The sequence below is a fragment of the Tenacibaculum geojense genome, from assembly GCF_042676005.1.
In the GTDB taxonomy this organism is placed as follows: Bacteria; Bacteroidota; Bacteroidia; order Flavobacteriales; family Flavobacteriaceae; genus Polaribacter; species Polaribacter geojense.
Window position 1 is genome coordinate 90,998 of record NZ_JBHTJR010000057.1, and the last position, 19,550, is coordinate 110,547.

General features: G+C 31.5%; 18 protein-coding genes, 1 tRNA gene and 1 pseudogene. 9 read left to right on the plus strand and 11 right to left on the minus strand.

Annotated elements, in window-relative coordinates; translation table 11 throughout:
- Positions 1-19 precede the first annotated feature (19 nt).
- Positions 20-94, minus strand: a tRNA-Pro gene (locus ACFQ1U_RS13270).
- Between the two features lie 166 nt (positions 95-260).
- Between ACFQ1U_RS13270 and trxB the strand changes: the two genes are divergently transcribed.
- A complete protein-coding gene (gene trxB / locus ACFQ1U_RS13275; protein ID WP_386109187.1) occupies positions 261-1,208 on the plus strand; it encodes a thioredoxin-disulfide reductase in 948 nt (315 codons plus the stop codon).
- 124 nt (positions 1,209-1,332) lie between these two features.
- Here the strand turns inward: trxB and ACFQ1U_RS13280 are convergent, their stop codons facing one another.
- The 6 genes from ACFQ1U_RS13280 to ACFQ1U_RS13305 form a co-directional block, all read right to left on the minus strand.
- Positions 1,333-1,740, minus strand: coding sequence for a response regulator (locus ACFQ1U_RS13280; protein WP_386109189.1), 408 nt, complete (start codon positions 1,738-1,740; stop codon positions 1,333-1,335).
- Positions 1,709-3,724 (minus strand): sensor histidine kinase, encoded by a 2,016-nt coding sequence (locus ACFQ1U_RS13285; RefSeq protein ID WP_386109191.1) that lies wholly within the window; start codon positions 3,722-3,724, stop codon positions 1,709-1,711. Before ACFQ1U_RS13285 ends, ACFQ1U_RS13280 begins: the two co-directional genes overlap by 32 nt.
- A gap of 260 nt (positions 3,725-3,984) precedes the next feature.
- Positions 3,985-5,796, minus strand: a complete 1,812-nt coding sequence (locus ACFQ1U_RS13290) for an acyl-CoA dehydrogenase family protein (RefSeq protein ID WP_386109193.1) — start codon at positions 5,794-5,796, stop codon at positions 3,985-3,987.
- Positions 5,797-5,823: 27 nt separating this feature from the next.
- The gene (locus ACFQ1U_RS13295; RefSeq protein WP_386109195.1) at positions 5,824-7,014 is read right to left on the minus strand and encodes an acetyl-CoA C-acyltransferase; all 1,191 of its coding nucleotides are present in this window, start codon (positions 7,012-7,014) and stop codon (positions 5,824-5,826) included.
- A gap of 3 nt (positions 7,015-7,017) precedes the next feature.
- Positions 7,018-9,426, minus strand: coding sequence for a 3-hydroxyacyl-CoA dehydrogenase/enoyl-CoA hydratase family protein (locus ACFQ1U_RS13300; protein ID WP_386109197.1), 2,409 nt, complete (start codon positions 9,424-9,426; stop codon positions 7,018-7,020).
- A 19-nt stretch (positions 9,427-9,445) separates the two neighbouring features.
- Positions 9,446-9,904, minus strand: coding sequence for a MarR family winged helix-turn-helix transcriptional regulator (locus tag ACFQ1U_RS13305; RefSeq protein ID WP_386109199.1), 459 nt, complete (start codon positions 9,902-9,904; stop codon positions 9,446-9,448).
- A 167-nt stretch (positions 9,905-10,071) separates the two neighbouring features.
- On the opposite strand from ACFQ1U_RS13305, the gene ACFQ1U_RS13310 reads away from it, so the two are divergent.
- The 5 genes and pseudogenes from ACFQ1U_RS13310 to ACFQ1U_RS13330 form a co-directional block, all read left to right on the plus strand.
- Positions 10,072-11,004 (plus strand): ABC transporter ATP-binding protein, encoded by a 933-nt coding sequence (locus ACFQ1U_RS13310; protein WP_386109201.1) that lies wholly within the window; start codon positions 10,072-10,074, stop codon positions 11,002-11,004.
- Complete coding sequence (locus ACFQ1U_RS13315) at positions 11,004-12,320, plus strand: ABC transporter permease (protein ID WP_386109203.1); 1,317 nt, start codon at positions 11,004-11,006, stop codon at positions 12,318-12,320. The genes ACFQ1U_RS13310 and ACFQ1U_RS13315 overlap by 1 nt, the downstream gene beginning before the upstream one ends.
- Before the next feature lie 5 nt (positions 12,321-12,325).
- Positions 12,326-13,180, plus strand: coding sequence for a mechanosensitive ion channel family protein (locus ACFQ1U_RS13320; protein ID WP_386109205.1), 855 nt, complete (start codon positions 12,326-12,328; stop codon positions 13,178-13,180).
- A gap of 87 nt (positions 13,181-13,267) precedes the next feature.
- Positions 13,268-14,431, plus strand: coding sequence for a sigma-54-dependent transcriptional regulator (locus tag ACFQ1U_RS13325; protein WP_386109207.1), 1,164 nt, complete (start codon positions 13,268-13,270; stop codon positions 14,429-14,431).
- A 296-nt stretch (positions 14,432-14,727) separates the two neighbouring features.
- Positions 14,728-14,907, plus strand: a pseudogene (locus tag ACFQ1U_RS13330) (sigma-54-dependent Fis family transcriptional regulator); the annotation flags it as partial.
- Between the two features lie 56 nt (positions 14,908-14,963).
- Here ACFQ1U_RS13330 and ACFQ1U_RS13335 read toward each other — a convergent pair.
- The 3 genes from ACFQ1U_RS13335 to ACFQ1U_RS13345 are packed head-to-tail and all read right to left on the minus strand — an operon-like array spanning position 14,964 to position 15,872.
- Positions 14,964-15,170, minus strand: coding sequence for a hypothetical protein (locus ACFQ1U_RS13335; RefSeq protein ID WP_386109209.1), 207 nt, complete (start codon positions 15,168-15,170; stop codon positions 14,964-14,966).
- Complete coding sequence (locus tag ACFQ1U_RS13340; protein ID WP_386109211.1) at positions 15,151-15,513, minus strand: hypothetical protein; 363 nt, start codon at positions 15,511-15,513, stop codon at positions 15,151-15,153. The genes ACFQ1U_RS13335 and ACFQ1U_RS13340 overlap by 20 nt, the downstream gene beginning before the upstream one ends.
- Complete coding sequence (locus ACFQ1U_RS13345) at positions 15,513-15,872, minus strand: YtxH domain-containing protein (RefSeq protein WP_386109213.1); 360 nt, start codon at positions 15,870-15,872, stop codon at positions 15,513-15,515. Before ACFQ1U_RS13345 ends, ACFQ1U_RS13340 begins: the two co-directional genes overlap by 1 nt.
- Positions 15,873-16,027: 155 nt before the next feature.
- Between ACFQ1U_RS13345 and ACFQ1U_RS13350 the strand changes: the two genes are divergently transcribed.
- Positions 16,028-17,554 carry a GH3 family domain-containing protein gene (locus tag ACFQ1U_RS13350; protein ID WP_386109215.1) on the plus strand — a complete coding sequence of 509 codons (1,527 nt, stop codon included), beginning with the start codon at positions 16,028-16,030 and terminating at the stop codon, positions 17,552-17,554.
- Between the two features lies 1 nt (position 17,555).
- Here ACFQ1U_RS13350 and ACFQ1U_RS13355 read toward each other — a convergent pair whose 3' ends face one another.
- Positions 17,556-18,104, minus strand: coding sequence for a hypothetical protein (locus tag ACFQ1U_RS13355; protein ID WP_386109217.1), 549 nt, complete (start codon positions 18,102-18,104; stop codon positions 17,556-17,558).
- Between the two features lie 173 nt (positions 18,105-18,277).
- Between ACFQ1U_RS13355 and ACFQ1U_RS13360 the strand changes: the two genes are divergently transcribed.
- Together ACFQ1U_RS13360 and ACFQ1U_RS13365 are read left to right on the plus strand one after the other, a co-directional pair.
- Positions 18,278-18,697, plus strand: coding sequence for an arsenate reductase family protein (locus ACFQ1U_RS13360; protein WP_386109219.1), 420 nt, complete (start codon positions 18,278-18,280; stop codon positions 18,695-18,697).
- A 164-nt stretch (positions 18,698-18,861) separates the two neighbouring features.
- Entirely contained in the window at positions 18,862-19,503 is a 642-nt protein-coding gene (locus ACFQ1U_RS13365) for a peroxiredoxin (RefSeq protein WP_386109221.1), read from the plus strand.
- Positions 19,504-19,550 lie beyond the last annotated feature (47 nt).

The window sequence follows — 19,550 nt, forward strand, 5'->3', positions numbered from 1 at the left end:
CAAAATGTTCAGCTTTTTGTCGGGGTGGCAGGATTCGAACCTGCGACCTCCTGCTCCCAAAGCAGGCGCGATGACCGGGCTACGCTACACCCCGAATTGTTTTCGGATTGCAAATTTATAAAAAAAAATCAATTACCAATCAAAAAAAACAATTTTTTGTATGATTATTATTTTTTATCGACTAATAGCAAAATTATATATTTAATATCATTTTATAATTTATCAAAAAACTTAAATTTGTAAGTAAAATTTATAACCCCATGTCAGAAACAACAGAAAATGTAAAATGCCTTATTATAGGTTCGGGACCAGCAGGATACACAGCAGCAATTTATGCAGCAAGAGCAGATATGAAACCAGTTATGTATACAGGTATGCAAATGGGAGGTCAGTTAACTACAACTACAGAAGTAGATAATTTCCCTGGTTACCCTAATGGTACAGATGGTACTGCAATGATGGAGGATTTAAAAAATCAGGCAGAGCGTTTTGGTACAGATGTGCGTTTTGGAATGGTTACAAAAACTGAATTCTCTAATGAAATAGGAGGTAAACATAAAGTTATTGTAGATGATGCTAAAGAAATTATTGCGGATACCGTAATTATTTCTACAGGAGCTACCGCTAAATATTTAGGTTTAGAAAGTGAACAACGTTTAATTGGTGGCGGTGTTTCGGCTTGTGCAACTTGTGATGGTTTCTTTTACAAAGGTCAAGATGTAGTAGTAGTAGGTGCAGGTGATACAGCGGCAGAAGAAGCTACTTACCTTGCGAATATTTGTAGTAAAGTTACTATGTTAGTAAGAAAAGATTATATGAGAGCTTCTAAAGCAATGCAACATAGAGTTAATAAAACTGAAAATATTGAAGTTTTGTATAATACTGAGATTGATGAGGTTTTAGGAGACAATGTTGTTGAAGGGGTAAGAGCTGTTAATAACCAAACAGGTGATAAAAAAGATATTCCTGTAACTGGTGTGTTTATTGCTATTGGACATAAACCAAACACTGACTTGTTTAAAGGTGTTTTAGATATGGATGAAACAGGTTATTTAATAACTAATGGAAAATCTACTAAAACTAATTTACCTGGAGTATTTGCAGCTGGTGATGTTCAAGATAAAGAATACAGACAAGCTGTAACAGCAGCTGGTACTGGATGTATGGCAGCTTTAGATGCTGAAAGATATTTAGGAGCTTTAGAATAGTATTATCTAATATAAATAAAAAAGGGACTGTTTTCAGTCCCTTTTTATTTTTACTCGATCAGAAATAATGTTCAATTCTTTAAACAGGTATAGGATTCCCTCAATTAGTTAAAGAAATCTAGTATCAGGTGAAATGCTTTTCGATAATTTCTTTTAAAATATCTTTAGTTAGTGGTTTATTAATAAATCCATTAACAATACCATATTCTTCTTCGGCTCTTTTTTTATCGTCGGGGTTTAAAGAGGTTGTTAACATAACTACAACAAACTGACGTTTTTTTACATCATCTAATTTTTTGTATTCTTCTAAAAATTCCCATCCATTCATGGCTGGCATATTGATGTCTAAAAATATCAAATCAGGTTCTGGATGCTTACCTTTAACGGCTTCTTTAATATATTTTAAAGCTTCTATACCGTTTAAAGCAGTAGCAACTTCTTCGACAAACCCCGTTTTATCAATTATCATTTTGTGTAAAAAGTTGGTTGGTTCATCGTCATCAACTAGTAGTATGCTTTTTAGTTTTATCATTAGTTTTGGTTTTAGGAATTGTAAAGTGGAATGTACTTCCATTATTTTCAACTGAGTTTACCCAAATATCTCCGCCATGTAAATCAACTATTTTTTTACAATGTGCTAAACCTATTCCGGTTCCCTCATATTCAGTTCGGTTATGTAGTCTTTGAAATATTATAAATATTTTTTTCTGATAATTTTCTGCAATACCAATACCATTATCTTTTACTGAAAATTGCCATTTACCCTTTGTTTTTTCAGCAAAAATCTCAATTATGGGGCTCACACCTTCTTTTGTAAACTTAATACTGTTTGAAATTAGGTTCTGAAATAATAGCCTTAAAGGCAATTTATATCCTACAATGGTAGGTAGTTCATTATATTTAATTGTAGTATTGGTTTCTTCTATTTTTTTTGATAAATCTTCAATTACTTCTTTTATGAGTTCATTACAGTCTATTAATTCTAATGTATGATCTTTATCTAGCCTACTATAGTCTAATAAACCTTTTATTAATGTGCTCATTCTTTCAGACGCATCCAGAACATAGTTCATACTTCTTTTACCCAAATCATCTAAATTATCATAATTACTCTCTTGCATAAGTTGCGTAAAGCTTATGATAGTTCGTAGGGGTTCTTGTAAATCATGACTGGCTACGTAGGCAAATTGCTCTAATTCTTTGTTTTTAAATTCTAATTGTTGAACGTATTTTGATTTTAATATTTTTTCTTGTTTTTTTCTTTGAGAAATATCGTATTTAATAATTAGGTTTTCAGTAATATTTCCTTTTTCATCTTTAAAAGGAACAACTCCGGTGTACACCCAATAATAATTACCATTTTTATCTTTGTGTTTAACATCACCAGTCCAAATATTACCTTTAGTTATTGTTTCCCACATTGAATCATAAAAATCTTTAGAATGAAATCCAGAACTGATGATGCTAAAATGTTGGTTAATTAATTCTTCTCTGCTGTATTTTGATATTTCACAAAATTTATCATTCACGTATTTTAAATATCCATCGGGAGTAGATTTTGCTATAATCGTTACTTTTTCTAACCCTTCAATAAATTGTTCTAAATCTCTGTTTTTGTTCTGTAGTTTATGTTTTAACTCTCTTCTTTCATAAGCTGCTTTGTTTATGTCTATTGCCAATATAGATATATAACCTACTATTAAGGGAATACTCAAGGCAGTATAAAATACAAGTCCAAAAGAAGAGTCTATTTTGTTGTTATTAATAGCAAGTAAAATTGTATAACTAAGTATTATAGAAAAAAGGATGATAACTGGTAATAAACGTCTTAAAAGTTTACTACCAACTAAATCTAAAATAAATAGTTTTCTAAATACTGAATCTTTATTATTAAATAGCAGTGAAAATGAAATTCCCATAAATAATAATGAAGTATGAATAGCCATAGTTTTAAAAAAAATAGCTTTATTACTTATTGGAATCTGTAATATAAAAGAGATTAATGCAATTAAACAAATTGTTATTGTAAGAAAAGCAAAAGCTTCGCCTGTATATTTTATTTTTATGTTTTTACTTTTTAACCCTATAAAGCCAAATGACGCTAGTATTGAAGATATTGCTGTTGCAGGAGACATTCTACCTGGGTTGTTTTGTGATAAAGTATCCATAACAAAAATGTTGTCAATATCAATGATAGATATGTCAACATAGCTTAATAATGTGATTAACGCTACGCTAATTACAAATACAAGTATTGCATTGTGTATATATGTTGTTAGTAAGCTATTTTGTTTGTTTAATAAAATTGTAGTAGTTAATAAGCACAATACTAAAGCAGTATTAAACTTCATGGTTGCTCCGTTAGGCAAAATACTTAATAAGCTCTTATTACCACTTATCCATGCAAAAATTACGGTTAAGCATACCGTAAACGATAGTATTATAAATATAATATCAATTTTACTTAAAATAGATATTTTGTTTTTTTCAGACTTGGTTAGAATTTCTTTTAGCATCCATCTTATCTTTTTATTGCAACCAAATAAGATAATAGCATTATAACATTTTTAAGGAATATTTTATAAATACCTAATATCTAATACACTAAGTTACTAAAAAGTATAATTGAATTTATTTTTTTTGTGTTATTATTTTAATAGAAAATAAAACAAAAAAGACCGTTAACTATCGTTAACGATCTTTTTAAACAAACAACTAAATTCTAAAACCTATAAAAAAGTTGAAGAAAATTGTTAGCTCTTTCGAGCAATATGGTTTAGAAGCAGTATTGATTTTCTGCTTTTAATTTTTCTGCGATTGTATTACGTAATTCAACTACGTTAGGGTAGTTTGCATACTTTGTGAAACGCTTAAGTCCCATTAACATCATACGTTGCTCGTCACCCTCCGCGAAAGAAATAATACCTTCTCTTGCATTTTGAGTAATGATTTCTACAGCATTGTATAAATATAATTTAGCCATTGCGATTTGCTCTTTTTGAGCAGCTTCACCAAATCTTTTTACGTTTTTCTCTGTACGTAAAATTCCTGATTCTGCCATGTAAATTTCAATTAGAATATTTGAAGCAGCAGTTAATAATTGTTGGTGCTTCTCTAATTCTGGTCCGAATTTTTGTAAAGCTGATCCAGCAACCATTAAGAATACTTTCTTTAACTTACCTAAAATCTCTTTTTCTTCAGAGAATAATTCAGAGTAATCTGGCGTATCGAATGAAGGAATTCCCATTAATTCATCAGCAACTTTCATTGCAGGGTTTAATAAATCAACATGTCCTTTCATTGCTTTCTTTACTAACATACCAACAGAAAGTAAACGGTTAATTTCGTTTGTACCTTCGTAAATACGAGCAATACGAGCATCTCTCCAAGCAGCTTCCATTGGAGTTTCTTCAGAGAATCCCATACCTCCAAAAATCTGGATACCTTCGTCAGAACAGTTTTGAACATCTTCAGAAACAGCAACTTTTAAAATAGAACATTCGATTGCATATTCTTCAACACCTTTTAATTCAGCATCTTGATGTGAGTTACCTTCTGCTTCTCTAATTGCAATTCTATCTTCAATGTTTTTAGCAGCTCTATAAGATGCAGATTCACCAACATAGGCACTAGTAGCCATTTCTGCTAATTTCATTTTGATAGCACCAAACTCAGAAATTGATGTTTTGAATTGCTTACGCTCATTTGCATATTTTACAGCATCTGTAATAATTCTTCTTTGTGAATCTAAACAAGCAGCAGCTAATTTAATACGACCAACGTTTAATGCGTTCATTGCAATTTTAAATCCACCTCCACGCTCAGATAACATATTCTCAACTGGAATTAACGTATCATTAAAGAATACCTGACGCGTAGAAGAAGCTCTAATACCTAATTTGTGCTCTTCCTCACCTAATGTTACTCCGTTCGGATTATTCTTGTCATACTCTAAAATAAATCCAGTAATGTTTTTATCATCTCCAATACGAGCAAAAACGATGAAAATCTCAGCAAAACCTGCATTAGAAATCCACATTTTTTGTCCGTTAATTTTATAATGCTTACCATCTTCCGTTAACTCAGCAGTAGTTTTACCAGAGTTTGCATCAGATCCAGCACCTGGCTCTGTTAAACAGTAAGCTCCAAAACGCTCACCCATTGCTAAAGCTGGTACATATTTTTGTTTTTGCTCTTCGGTTCCATATAAGGTAATCGGCATTGTTCCGATTCCTGTATGTGCACCAAAAGCTGTACTGAAAGATCCTGTTCCACTTGAAATGTAGTCACATACTAACATAGTAGAAACGAATCCCATTCCTAATCCTCCATAAGTTTCAGGAACGGCAACACCTAAGAATCCTAATTCACCAGCTTTACGCATAGTTTCTTCCGTTAACGCATAGTCTTTTGCTTCAAAACGCGTTTTGTTAGGAATGATTTCACGCTCGTTAAATTCTTTAACTGCGTCTCTCATCATTGTTTGCTCTTCTGTAAAATCTTCAGGAGTAAAAATGTCTTCGCACTTAGTTTCTTTTACTAAAAATTGCCCTCCTCTTAAAATATCTTTATTAACTGTTTCAGCCATTTTAATTAATTTTTTGTTTTGAAAATATTAGTTTAAAAATTCAAAAATACCAGCAGCACCCTGACCAGTACCTACACACATAGTTACCATTCCGTACTTGTTTTTCATTTCACGTTTACGCATTTCATCGAATAACTGTACTGATAACTTAGCTCCTGTACATCCTAATGGGTGACCTAATGCAATAGCTCCACCATTTACATTGATAATGTCAGGATTTAATCCTAATTCTCTTATAACTGCTAATGATTGAGAAGCAAATGCTTCATTTAATTCAATTAAATCAATATCGTTTTGTTGTAAACCTGCTTGCTTTAATGCTTTTGGAATAGCAGCAACTGGACCAATTCCCATAATTCTTGGAGGGACACCTGCAGCAGCATAACTTACCATACGAGCAATTGGTTCAAGGTTTAATTCTTTCACCATCTCTTCGCTCATTACCATTACGAATGCAGCACCATCACTTGTTTGTGAAGAGTTTCCTGCAGTAACCGATCCGTTTGCAGCAAATACAGGACGCAATCTTCCTAATGCTTCAACGCTAGTTCCTCTACGAGGTCCTTCATCTTTAGTTACAGTAAATTTACGAGTCGCTTTTTTACCATTTCCATCCACATAAGTTTCTTCAACTTCAATAGGAACGATTTGATCTTGGAAACGATTTTCATCTAATGCTCTTAAAGCTTTCATATGAGAGTTGAAAGCAAACTCATCTTGATCAGCACGAGAAACATTGTATTCTTGAGCTACAGCTTCCGCTGTATTTCCCATTCCCCAGTAATAATCTTCATGACCAGCATTCACAATATTGTAGTTTAGTTCTGGTTTGAAACCTGTCATAGGAACAGAAGTCATGCTTTCAGCACCACCCGCAATAATACATTCAGCCATTCCTGACTGGATTTTTGCCACAGCCATACCAATTGTTTCTAATCCTGAAGAACAGAAACGGTTCACAGTAACTCCAGGAACATCAACAGAATCTAATCCAATTAATGAAATAATACGAGCCATGTTTAATCCTTGAGATCCCTCTGGCATTGCATTTCCTACAATTACATCATCAATACGTTTAACGTCAAACTCAGGAAGTTTTCCCATCATGTATTGAATTGTCTCAGCAGCTAATTCATCTGCTCTTTTAAATCTAAAACCACCTCTTTTTGACTTTCCTACGGCAGTTCTATATCCTTTTACTATATATGCTGTTTTCATTGTTTAGTTTCTTAATGGTTTACCAGTTTTTAACATGTGCTGAATACGCTCCAATGTTTTACGTTCTGTAGTTAGACTTAAGAATGCTTCACGTTCAATGTCTAATAAGTACTGTTCAGAAACTTTTGTTGGTTCTGATAAATCTCCACCAGCCATTACATAAGCTAGTTTGTTTGCAATCTTTTGATCGTGCTCTGAAATGAATCTACTAGCTTGCATTGAATCCGTAGCAACCATAAACGCACCTAATGCTTGTTTACCAAGAACTAAAACATCTTTACGGCTTACAGGTTGTGTATAACCAGCTTCCGCTAATAGTAATGCATGTTTCTTAGCTTCTGCGATTTGACGATCTCTATTTACAACAACAACATCTTTTCCTTGCTGTAATAATCCTAAATCAAAAGCTTCGTAAGCAGAAGTAGATACTTTTGCCATTCCGATAGTTAAGAAATACTCTTGTAAAACGTTTAATTGAACATCTCCTGGACGGAATGTATCAGACGCTCTTAAAGCCATTTCTTTAGATCCACCACCACCAGGGATAACTCCAACACCAAATTCAACTAATCCCATGTAAGTTTCAGCAGCAGCAACAACTTTGTCTGCGTGTAATGATAATTCACATCCTCCACCTAAAGCCATTCCATGAGGAGCAGCAATAACAGGAATAGAAGAATAACGCATACGCATCATGGTATCTTGGAAATATTTGATAGCCATGTTCAACTCATCATACTCTTGCTCAACAGCCATCATGAAAATCATACCAATGTTTGCTCCTACAGAGAAGTTTGCACCTTGATTTCCTACTACTAATCCTTCAAAATCTTTTTCAGCTAAATCAACTGCTTTGTTTAATCCAGCTAAAACATCTCCACCAATCGTATTCATTTTAGATTGGAACTCACAGTTTAAGATACCGTCTCCTAAATCTTCAATTACAACTCCTGAGTTTTTGAATACTTCATTAGATTTTCTAATGTTATCTAAGATGATAAATGAATCTTGTCCAGGCTTTTTAACTTGAGCTTTTTCATTTACATCATAATAATACGTAGCACCGTCTTTAACAGTATAGAAAGCAGTTTCTCCTTTAGCAACCATTTCAGTTACCCAAGCAGCAGGCTCTTTACCTTCAGCTTTCATTAATTCGATACCTTTTTCAACACCTACAGCATCCCAAATTTCGAATGGTCCATTTTCCCATCCAAATCCAGCTTTCATAGCATCATCAATTCTATATAATTCATCTGAAATTTCAGGAATTCTATTTTGAACATAAGCAAACATTGCTGCGAAGTTCTTACGGTAGAACTCACCCGCTTTATCTTTACCACCAACTAATACTTTAAATCGATCAATTGGTTTGTCGATTGTTTTAGTTAATTCTAATGTAGCAAATTTCGCTTTCTTCGATGGACGATATTCCATCGTATCTAAGTCTAATGCAAGAATTTCTTTTTTACCTTCTGCGTTAACAGATTTTTTATAAAAACCTTGTTTAGTTTTACTTCCTAACCATTTGTTTTCCATCATTGTGTTGATGAAATCTGGTAATTTGAATAAGTCGTGAGCTTCGTCATTAGGACAGTTTTCATAAATACCATTAGCAACATGTACTAAAGTATCTAATCCTACAACGTCTACTGTACGGAAAGTAGCTGATTTTGGACGACCGATTACTGGTCCCGTTAATTTATCAACTTCTTCTACCGTTAAACCTAATTCTTTTACTTGGTGGAATAAAGATTGAATTCCGAAGATACCAATACGATTTCCAATAAATGCTGGAGTATCTTTTGCTAAAACAGAAGTTTTACCTAAAAATTTCTCACCATACTCCATTAAGAAATCAGTAACTGCAGGATCACAATCTGGACCTGGTACTACTTCAAATAATTTTAAGTAACGAGGCGGATTGAAGAAGTGAGTAACAGCAAAGTGTTTACGGAAATCTTCGCTACGGCCTTCGTTCATAAACTTAATAGGAATACCAGAAGTGTTAGAAGAAATAATAGTACCTGGTGTACGATATTTTTCTACTTTTTCAAATACACTTTGTTTAATATCTAAGCGTTCTACCACAACCTCCATTACCCAATCTACATCTTTAATTTTGTGTAAATCGTCATCTAAGTTTCCTGTAGTAATTCTACTAGCAAACTTTTTGTTGTAAATAGGTGATGGTTTAGATTTTAAAGCTGCAGTTAACGCATCATTTACAATACGATTACGAACAACTTTGTCTTCTAGAGTTAAACCTTTTGCCTTCTCTTTGTCGTTTACTTCTCTTGGAACAATATCCAATAATAATACGTCAACGCCAATGTTAGCAAAGTGACAAGCGATACCGCTTCCCATAATTCCGGAACCGATGATTGCTACTTTTTTAATTCTTCTTTTGCTCATTAGTTAATATGGTTTGAATTTATACAGCTTCTGAAGAAATATCTGGATATATTTCTCTTTCCGCTATAAGTTTGTTTATAGTTTGTGTAACTTTAAAAAACGTTTCTATTTCTTGTTCTGAAAGGTTTTCTTTTACCTTATTATTAAATTGATATACATGACCTTTAGAAACCTCTCTTTTGTCTTTTCCAAATTGTGTAAGCTTAATTAATACGCTTCTTCCATCTTCTGGGTTTTTCTTGCGTATTATTAAACCTTTATCTTCCATTGATTTTAAAATTCGGGATAAGCTTGTGGGCTCCATACCCATTAATGGGCCAAGAGCAGTAGAGGGGGTTCCGTTTTCTTGATCTATATTTAATAGTACAAAAGCCATTGCCATAGTACTGTCATGCTTAGAAGCTTGCTCGTTGTACATTTTAGCAACCGCCTGCCATGTAGCTCTTAATTGATGATCTATTGTTTTGTTTTTGTCCATAAGCTGGATTCAAAGATAAACAATTTTATTATGCATGCATAGTAAATTTAAAAAAAATTATGCACGCATAGTAAATTTTTATGCAAGCTTTTTGTAAATATGATAACAAATAGGCATAAAAAATGTAAGTTTGTCTACCTTAAAACCTATTAATTGTTTAAAATTCAATGAGTAATTTATTAGAAGTTAATAATGTAGTGAAACGATATGGAGAGTACACTGCATTAAATGATGTATCGCTTCATATACCTAAAGGAAGTGTTTTTGGATTATTAGGGCCAAACGGAGCTGGAAAAACATCTTTAATAAGGATTATTAATCAAATTACAATGCCTGATTCTGGTGAGGTAATATTAGATGGAGAGAAACTAGCACCACATCATATAGAACAAATTGGTTATTTGCCAGAAGAAAGAGGTTTGTACAAATCTATGAAAGTAGGAGAGCAGGCCTTATACTTAGCTCAGCTAAAAGGAATGAGCAAGGCTGAAGCTAAAAAACGATTAAAGTATTGGTTTGATAAATTTGATATTGGTGCTTGGTGGAATAAGAAGATTGAAGAGTTGTCAAAAGGAATGGCTCAAAAAGTTCAATTTATAGTTACCGTATTGCATCAACCTAAATTATTAATATTTGATGAGCCTTTTTCAGGTTTCGATCCTATTAATGCGCAATTAATAGCCAAAGAAATTTTACAGTTACGAGACGAAGGAGCTACCATTATATTTTCTACGCATAGAATGGAAAGTGTTGAAGAAATGTGTGATTATATTGCTTTGATTAACAAGTCAAATAAAATTTTAGACGGTAAGCTAGAAGATATAAAAAGAACTTACAGAACTAATACTTTTCAAGTTGGTTTACAAACAAGCAATTCGTTAGAGGTTCAGCAGGAATTAAAATCTAGATTTGAAGTTTATCCTGCAGATTTTAAAACATTACACAAAGGTTTACAATTAAATGTAAAGTTACCTAATGAAGCAGCAGCTTCAGACTTATTGTCTTTTTTAAATACTAAGGGATCAGTAAATCATTTTGTAGAGCTTGTACCAAGTGCTAACGATATTTTTATTCAAACTGTAGACAAAACAAACCAATAATGAACAAGTTATTATTAATAATTCAAAGAGAGTTTATAGCAAAGGTTAGAAATAAATCTTTTATAATCATGACTTTTTTAAGTCCTATTATAGCAGTTGGGATGATTGCTTTAGTGGTGTTTTTAACGAAAAAGAATGATGAAAAGATTAAAAAAATTACTTATGTAGATAACTCAGGGTTGTTTACTAAAGATGATTTTAAAGACACCAAAAACATAAAGTATGAAGATTTTACAAAACTAGGTTTAGAAGCAACTAAAAAGGAAGTGGAAGATGGTAGGTATTATGGTGTTTTATATTTACCCAAAATAGATAGTTTAGAACTGTTAGCGGCATCTGTTGAGTTTTTCTCTAAAGATACTCCCGGAATAAGTACACTTGATCAAATAGAAGGAAATGTTAATCAGAAGCTTAGAAGCTTAAAGATGCAACAGTTAGGAATTGATGAGGCTAAAATAGCATCATCAAAAATAAAATCTAACATTAAAATGTTTAATTTTTCAGGAGAGCAATCATCTAAATTAATTAATGCATTAAAAATAGCAGTAGGAGGTATTGCAGGTTACTTACTAATGATGTTTGTTATTATTTATGGAACTTCAGTGATGAGAAGTGTTATAGAGGAGAAAACAAGCAGAATTATTGAAGTAATTGTATCTTCTGTAAAGCCATTTCAATTAATGTTAGGTAAAATTATAGGAAATGCCACAGCTGGTTTATTACAATTTGCAATTTGGGGTATTTTATTAATTATATTAAATGTAGTGGTGTCAACAGTTTTTGGACTAAATATGTCGGATATGAATGGAGGTTCCTCTTCTGAAGCGATGCAACAAGTAGCGGGAGCTAATGATAAAGTTCAGATGTTGTTACAAGAAGTTTTTAGATTACCTTTAGTAGAACTTTTTTTCTTATTTATTTTTTACTTTTTAGCAGGTTATATGTTATACAGCTCATTATTTGCAGCAATAGGTGCAGCTGTGGATAGCGAAACAGATACACAACAATTTATGATGCCAGTAATGTTGCCATTAATGTTAGCTGTTTATGTTGGTGCCTTTACTGTTATAGATGATCCACACGGGCCGGTATCTGTAGTATTTTCTCATATTCCATTAACATCACCAATTGTAATGTTAATGCGTGTTCCGTTTGGAGTTGCTTGGTGGGAAATATTAGTTTCTATGTTAATTCTTATCTTTACATTTTTAGCTGTTGTTTGGTTAGCTGCTAAAATATATAGAGTTGGTATTTTAATGTATGGTAAAAAGCCAACCTATAAAGATTTATGGAAATGGATTCGTTATAGTGCTTAAATTATATGAAAGAAATTAAAGAATTTTTAAACTACGAGTTTACCTACAATAAAAACATTAGTATTAGTGTAAAGTCATTATTAATAGCTATTAGTTTAATATTAATAACGTCTATTTTACTAAAGCTTTTTAAGAAGTACGTAGTTAAAAGATTACAAAACCAAGATAAAAATAAGTTTGATACTATTTTTTCTTTTGGAAAGTGGTTGGTTTATATCATTATATTTTTAATAACACTTCAAAGTTCTGGTGTAGAAATAACAGCACTTTTTGCGGCTTCTGCAGCATTATTAATTGGTGTTGGTTTGGCTTTACAAACGTTTTTTCAGGATATAATTTCAGGAATTTTCATAATTGTTGACCAAAGCGTACATGTGGGAGATATTATTGAACTAGATGGTAAAATTGGAAGAGTTGATGAAATTAGATTGAGAACCACCAGAGCTGTTACTATAGATAATAAGGTTTTAGTAATACCTAACCATTTATACTTAACTAATAGTTTATTTAACTGGACTCAAAACGGAACAACTACCCGTGAAAATGTAGAAGTTGGTGTAGCTTATGGTAGTGATGTTGATTTGGTTAAAAAGCTATTATTACAAGCAGCTTCAGAACATCCTAAGGTTTTAAAATATCCAGAACCAATGGTGTTATTTACCAATTTTGGAGATAGTGCTTTAAATTTCCGACTTATTTTTACGTTAAACGATAGTTTTCAGGCAGCAATTCCTAAAAGTGATATTCGTTTTACAATCAATAAGTTATTTAAAGAGAATAATATTTCAATACCATTTCCTCAAAGAGATATTCATATTGTAAGTGGAAATTTAATTAAAGAAGAAACAAAAAGTGAGTAAAATGGCTCGCTTTTTGAGTTTTAATACCAAACTAAACGTAACAAGTAAGCTTTATCTAAGTGATTTACTTGTTTAAAAAATATATGTATGGCAAAAATTTTATTAATAGAAGACGAAGCAGCAATTCGTAGAGTACTTAAAAAAATTATTTCTGAAGAAAATGATGCGTATGAACTAGAAGAAGCTGAAGATGGATTGGCTGGTATTGAGTTGATTCAAAAAAACGACTACGATTTAGTGTTCTGTGATATTAAAATGCCAAAAATGGATGGTGTTGAGGTACTAGAGAAAGTTAGAAAAATTAAACCAGAAATACCAATGGTAATGATATCTGGTCATGGTGATTTAGATACCGCTGTAAACACAATGCGTTTAGGTGCTTTTGATTATATATCAAAACCGCCAGATTTAAATCGTTTGTTAAACACTGTAAGAAATGCTTTGGATAAAAAAGAATTGGTGGTAGAGAACAAGCGTTTGAAGAAAAAAGTAAGTAAAAGTTATGAAATGATTGGGGAGAGTGATGAAATCTCTCATATTAAAGAAATCATAGAAAAGGTAGCAGCAACAGATGCTCGTGTGTTAATTACCGGACCCAATGGTACAGGTAAAGAATTAGTTGCGCATTGGTTGCATGAAAAATCAGATAGGTCTAAAGCTCCAATGATTGAGGTTAACTGTGCGGCAATACCTTCTGAATTAATAGAAAGTGAGCTTTTTGGTCATGTAAAAGGAAGTTTTACAGGTGCTAACAAAGATAGAGCTGGAAAATTTGAAGCAGCAAACGGCGGAACTATTTTTTTAGATGAAATTGGAGATATGAGTTTATCTGCCCAAGCAAAAGTGTTAAGAGCACTTCAAGAAAATAGAGTTTCTAGAGTTGGGAGTGATAAGGATATTAAAGTAAATGTTAGAGTATTAGCTGCAACTAATAAAGACTTAAAAAAAGAAATTGCAGAAGGTAGATTTCGTGAAGATTTATACCATAGGTTAGCAGTAATTTTAATAAAAGTTCCAGCATTAAATGATAGGAGAGATGATATTCCATTATTAGTAAGTCATTTCTGTAAAAAAATAGCTGAAGAACAGGGTATGCCGAAAAAAGATTTCTCAAAAGGAGCCATTAAAATGTTGCAAGAATACGACTGGACAGGTAATATTAGAGAACTTAGAAACGTAGTTGAAAGATTATTAATTCTCGGTGAAAAGGAAGTGTCTGAAAACGATGTTAAACTTTTTGCAAGTAAGTAGATTTTTAAAAAAAAATATATGATAAAATGAAAAGAAAAGATTTAATAGCACTTCGAATTTTGGGGTTATCAATATCTATACCTTTAACTATAGGAGGTGTATTAGGTAATATGAAAATCTTTTATTCCGGATTATGCATTGGTTTAATTTTAATTTTGATATTATATTTCTACCCAAAAAAATAATAACTATTAAGAATAAAGTTTGTAAATAACCAGCATAAATTGATTCTCTACTTATAATGAGATTTTTTCTTATGTAATTGTTATAAAAGTCAGTTTTAAATCATCTTATAAAAAATAGCTGAAGAACAGGGTATGCCGAAAAAAGATTTCTCAAAAGGAGCCATTAAAATGTTGCAAGAATACAATTGGACAGGTAATATTAGAGAACTTAGAAACGTAGTTGAAAGATTATTAATTCTCGGTGAAAAGGAAGTGTCTGAAAACGATGTTAAACTTTTTGCGAGTAAATAGAAACTATTACAACAAAAAAAAGAACGCCTAAATTTTTTAGGCGTTCTTTTTTTATGTTAGTTCACTAACTTGTTGATTAGTTTTTTAACTCCAAGTTTACCAGCAGTAGATGCTATTGTTTTAATCCAGTTTGCATATGATAAATCATCTTTAAATTGATGTTTTATCAATTTTATTTCTTCAACAGAAATGTCACGTTTTAATTTTAAACGTTTCAATTCTTTTGAAACTTCGTCTAAGTTTTTATAAGTTGTCTTCATCATCAAAATATTTTTTAGATAAATTCTGTATGACCAGATTTTCAATCTTTTTTCTACCTGAATAAGCAAGTAAAGCAAATAGAAAAAAGATAATAGCTACTGATACATATCCTAAAAACGGATTATTTAACGCCTTACCAATTATAGAAGAAGTTGCCACGGCTAAAAAAATAAAAGCAATTAGCATAAAAATTCCTACCATAGCAAAATTAAAAACTAGGCTGAGCGATGAGGTAAGTACTTGAAAAATTTTTAGTTTGTAATAATTTTCAGAGTTCTTAATAAATTCCTCACTTTTTTCAATAGCTTTTTCTGAGGTTTGTTGTATGGAGTTTATTACTGACATTACTTTGTTTGTAATTTTTTATTTTTTGCTTTTAATACTTTAAGCTTCTCTTCTAAATTAGTAATCACATCTTCTGCTTTATAACTAGCATCTGTAATAATAGTGTCTAACTTTTCTTCTAAAGTGGTTGTTTTAGAACTTAATGAATCAGATATATTACTATTAATTACCTGGGCTTTATCTAAAACTTGGTCTTTAATATTGTTAGCTTCCTTTGCAATGGTATCTTTGGCAGTAATTGCACCATCTACAATTTTTTGTCTTGTTTTACTTCCTTTGTCTGGTGCTAATAAAACACCCAAACCAGCACCAACTGCTAATCCTGCTAACACTCCGTATACATTACTTTCGTTACTCATATGTTTTTGTTTTTTAGGTTAATAATTAATTTCAATACAAAATTACATGAGCAATACAGTAATTGTTAACCCAAAAAAATCAAATGTTAACTCATTAGATTTTAGAGGTTACTTAACTCATTTTCTTTAGTTATTTTTGAATAAAAATCAAGATTATGGCAATTTTAGGAGGAATTATTAAAGGAGCAATAGATGTTGCAAATGTATTTGTGAGTGATGCAAATCATGTTCAAAATCAACAAAAAGAATTAGAAAATTTATTAAATACAGCTAAAAATACTGCGTTTGGAAAACATTATCAGTTTGAAAGTATTTTAAATGCAGATGATATTGCTGAAAGCTTTGCGAAGAAGGTTCCTTATTTTGATTATCATGCCATGAATGATACATGGTGGAAACGATTACATGATGGAGAAGAAAATGTTACTTGGCCCAATTCACCTAATTATTACGCCTTAAGTTCTGGAACAACAGGTAAAAAAAGTAAGCGTATTCCTGTAACAGATGAAATGATTGAAGCAATAAGACAAGCTGGTATTAAGCAAGTATTGGCCTTACATAATTTTGATTTACCATCTAGTTTTTTTGAAAAAGAAATAATAATGTTGGGTAGTTCTACTAATTTGCAAGAACGAACAGATGATAAATTAGAAGGAGAAATTAGTGGTATTAGTGCTAGTAATATCCCCTTTTGGTTTAAAGGATATTACAAACCGGGTGAAGAAATTGCTAAGATTGATGAATGGGAAGAAAGGGTGTTAAAAATTGCTCAAAAAGCTAAAAGTTGGGATATAGGCGCGTTAAGTGGTATTCCGTCTTGGATAGAGTTAATGTTGCAAAAAGTTATTGAATATCATAAGGTATCTCATATTCATGAAATTTGGCCCAATCTACAAGTTTACACATCAGGAGGTGTAGCTTTTGGGCCGTATGAGAAAAGTTTTAAAGCCTTATTAGGTAAAGAAGTAATTGTTATAGATACTTATTTGGCTTCTGAAGGATATATTGCAACCCAAGTACGCCCAGAAACTGATGCTATGCAATTAAATACCGATAACGGAATTTATTTTGAGTTTGTTCCGTTTACTCCTGAGGTCATAAATGAAGACGGTTCTATAAAGCAAAATGCTCCGTGTTTAACCTTATCTGAGGTAACTACAGATCAAGATTATGCATTAATTATAAGTACTGTAAGCGGAGCTTGGCGTTATTTAATTGGTGATACAATTCAGTTTACTAATGTTGAAAAGGCAGAAGTTAAAATTACTGGCAGGACTAAATTCTTTTTAAACACGGTGGGTTCTCAATTATCTGTTAATAAAATGGACGATGCAATGCGTCATTTAGAAAACCACTTTAACACACAAATTACAGAATATACTATTTGTGCTAAACGTAACAAACATGATGATTTTTATCATAATTGGTATTTAGGTACAGATCTTAAAGAAGATGAAGCTAAGATTGCAAAAGTGTTAGATAACTTTTTAAAAGAAGCTAATAAGAACTATAAAGTTGCAAGAAGTAAAGCATTAGAAGGTGTTAAAGTAAATTTAGTGCCCGTTACTGTTTTTCATGATTGGAATGAACATAACAAAAAGAAGGGTGGACAAGTAAAAATGGAACGAGTTATGAGCCCAGAAAAGTTTGAAGAATGGGAAACTTTTGTAAAACAACAGTAAATTACGTTGTTTCTTCAGTAATTAAATGCATGATTTCCTCTGGTGAAACATAATATTTTTTAATTCTATTTTTATAGGATTCAGAAATATCGGCATGTTTTAAAATATAGTTTTTGGTAGCTAATATGTATTGTTGCATTCCTCTTTGTACTGCGTAAAAGTCTGCTCTTCGCTCGGCTTCAATTAAATGATTTTCAAATAAAATATATTTTACACCAAATACTATTAACTCCCAATTACTCATGCTTTCATAGTCAACAATATGTCCAAGTTCATGACCTATCCAGCCAATAAAAACAGGGGCAGGAATACTGGTGGTTTTAATTTTTTTATCAGCAATTTTAAATTGTTCGCTAATGTAAATAATATATTTTCTGTTTTTTTTACCAGTTAGCAAGCTTAAAAAGTTGGGTTGAGCAAGCATGGTAGATTTTTTAATGTTTTTTTTAAACTGGAAAGTAATTGGTTTATCTTTTAACTCTGGATAAAAACTCAATGCTTCTTCTACTTTGTCGGTTATATTTAGTGGTATCTTTTTATTGGTATGCATATAGTATATTTTGTTTTACTTCAAAATTAAAGAAACTTTAAACCTTTAATTAACTGATATACATCTATTATTAACTCTTTTACTTTAATGAGTTAACAAAAACACTAAATGCATTAAACCATTTTTAATAGTTGCTATACTTTTGAATAGAATAATTACTAAACATAAAGGTTATGGCTATTTTAAAAACTAATAAAAGACAATTGATATATATTTATTCAGGAACATCTATTTTCGGAAAAAAGTTATTACCCTATTTATCTACTTCAAAAAAAGTTGTTAGAGTTATAGATATAGACAAAGAAAAGATTTCTAACACTATTTGGGTAGAAATATCAAAACTTGTAAAAAAGCCATTTCATAAGTTATTTTTCAAGAAAAAAATAAATCACGAGACCAATTATAATACAGATGATTGGATTAAAATTATTCAGAATAATCCATCTATGTTAATGTACCCTATTATGATTAGTGATGAAAGAGCTTTACAAATTAAAAAGAGGGTAGATTTATTTTCTTTTTTTACACCAGCAGGAGGTAATTTTAGTAAAAATCCAAGAGCTATAAAGTACGGTAATCACTCATCTATATAAAAGAATAAAAATCAATAACACAAATTGATGCACTAGCGTTTTAAAAATAGATAAAGTTGATACTAATATAAGTTATTAGCATTAACTTTTTTCTTTTTTGAAGCATATCATAGTATCTTTGCTACCGTTAAAAAACAAATTATTAATAATTAAAAAATTTTAGAATGGCTACATTAGTTGGTAAAAAATTTCCAGATTTAAACGTTGACGCAATGAATGAAATGGGTGATACGTTTAAATTAAACGTATTAGAAGAAGCAGTTAACAACAAGAAAAAAGTTGTATTGTTTTGGTACCCAAAAGATTTTACGTTTGTTTGTCCAACAGAATTACACGCTTTTCAAGCAGCTTTACCAGAGTTTGAAAAAAGAAACACAATTGTAATTGGTGCTTCTTGTGACACTCCAGAAGTACACTTTGCATGGTTAAACACTGCTAAAGATAACGGAGGAATTGAAGGAGTAACGTATCCAATTTTAGCAGATAGTAACCGTAACTTAGCATCTATTTTAGGTATTTTAGATATTACTAATGAAACTTATGATGAAGCTACAGGAACTGTTCAAGTAGAAGGAGATAACGTAACTTACCGTGCTACTTACATTATAGATGAAGAAGGAACTGTAGTTCACGAAGGTGTTAACCACATGCCATTAGGTAGAAATGTAAACGAATATTTACGTTTAATTGATGCATATACGCACGTACAAGAAAAAGGAGAAGTTTGTCCTGCAAACTGGGAAGAAGGTAAAGAAGCTATGCAAGCTAACCGTGACGGTGTTGCTAGTTATTTAGCATCTAACTAATAAAAATATAAATAGTATAAAAAGTGAGTTTGTACGAACTCACTTTT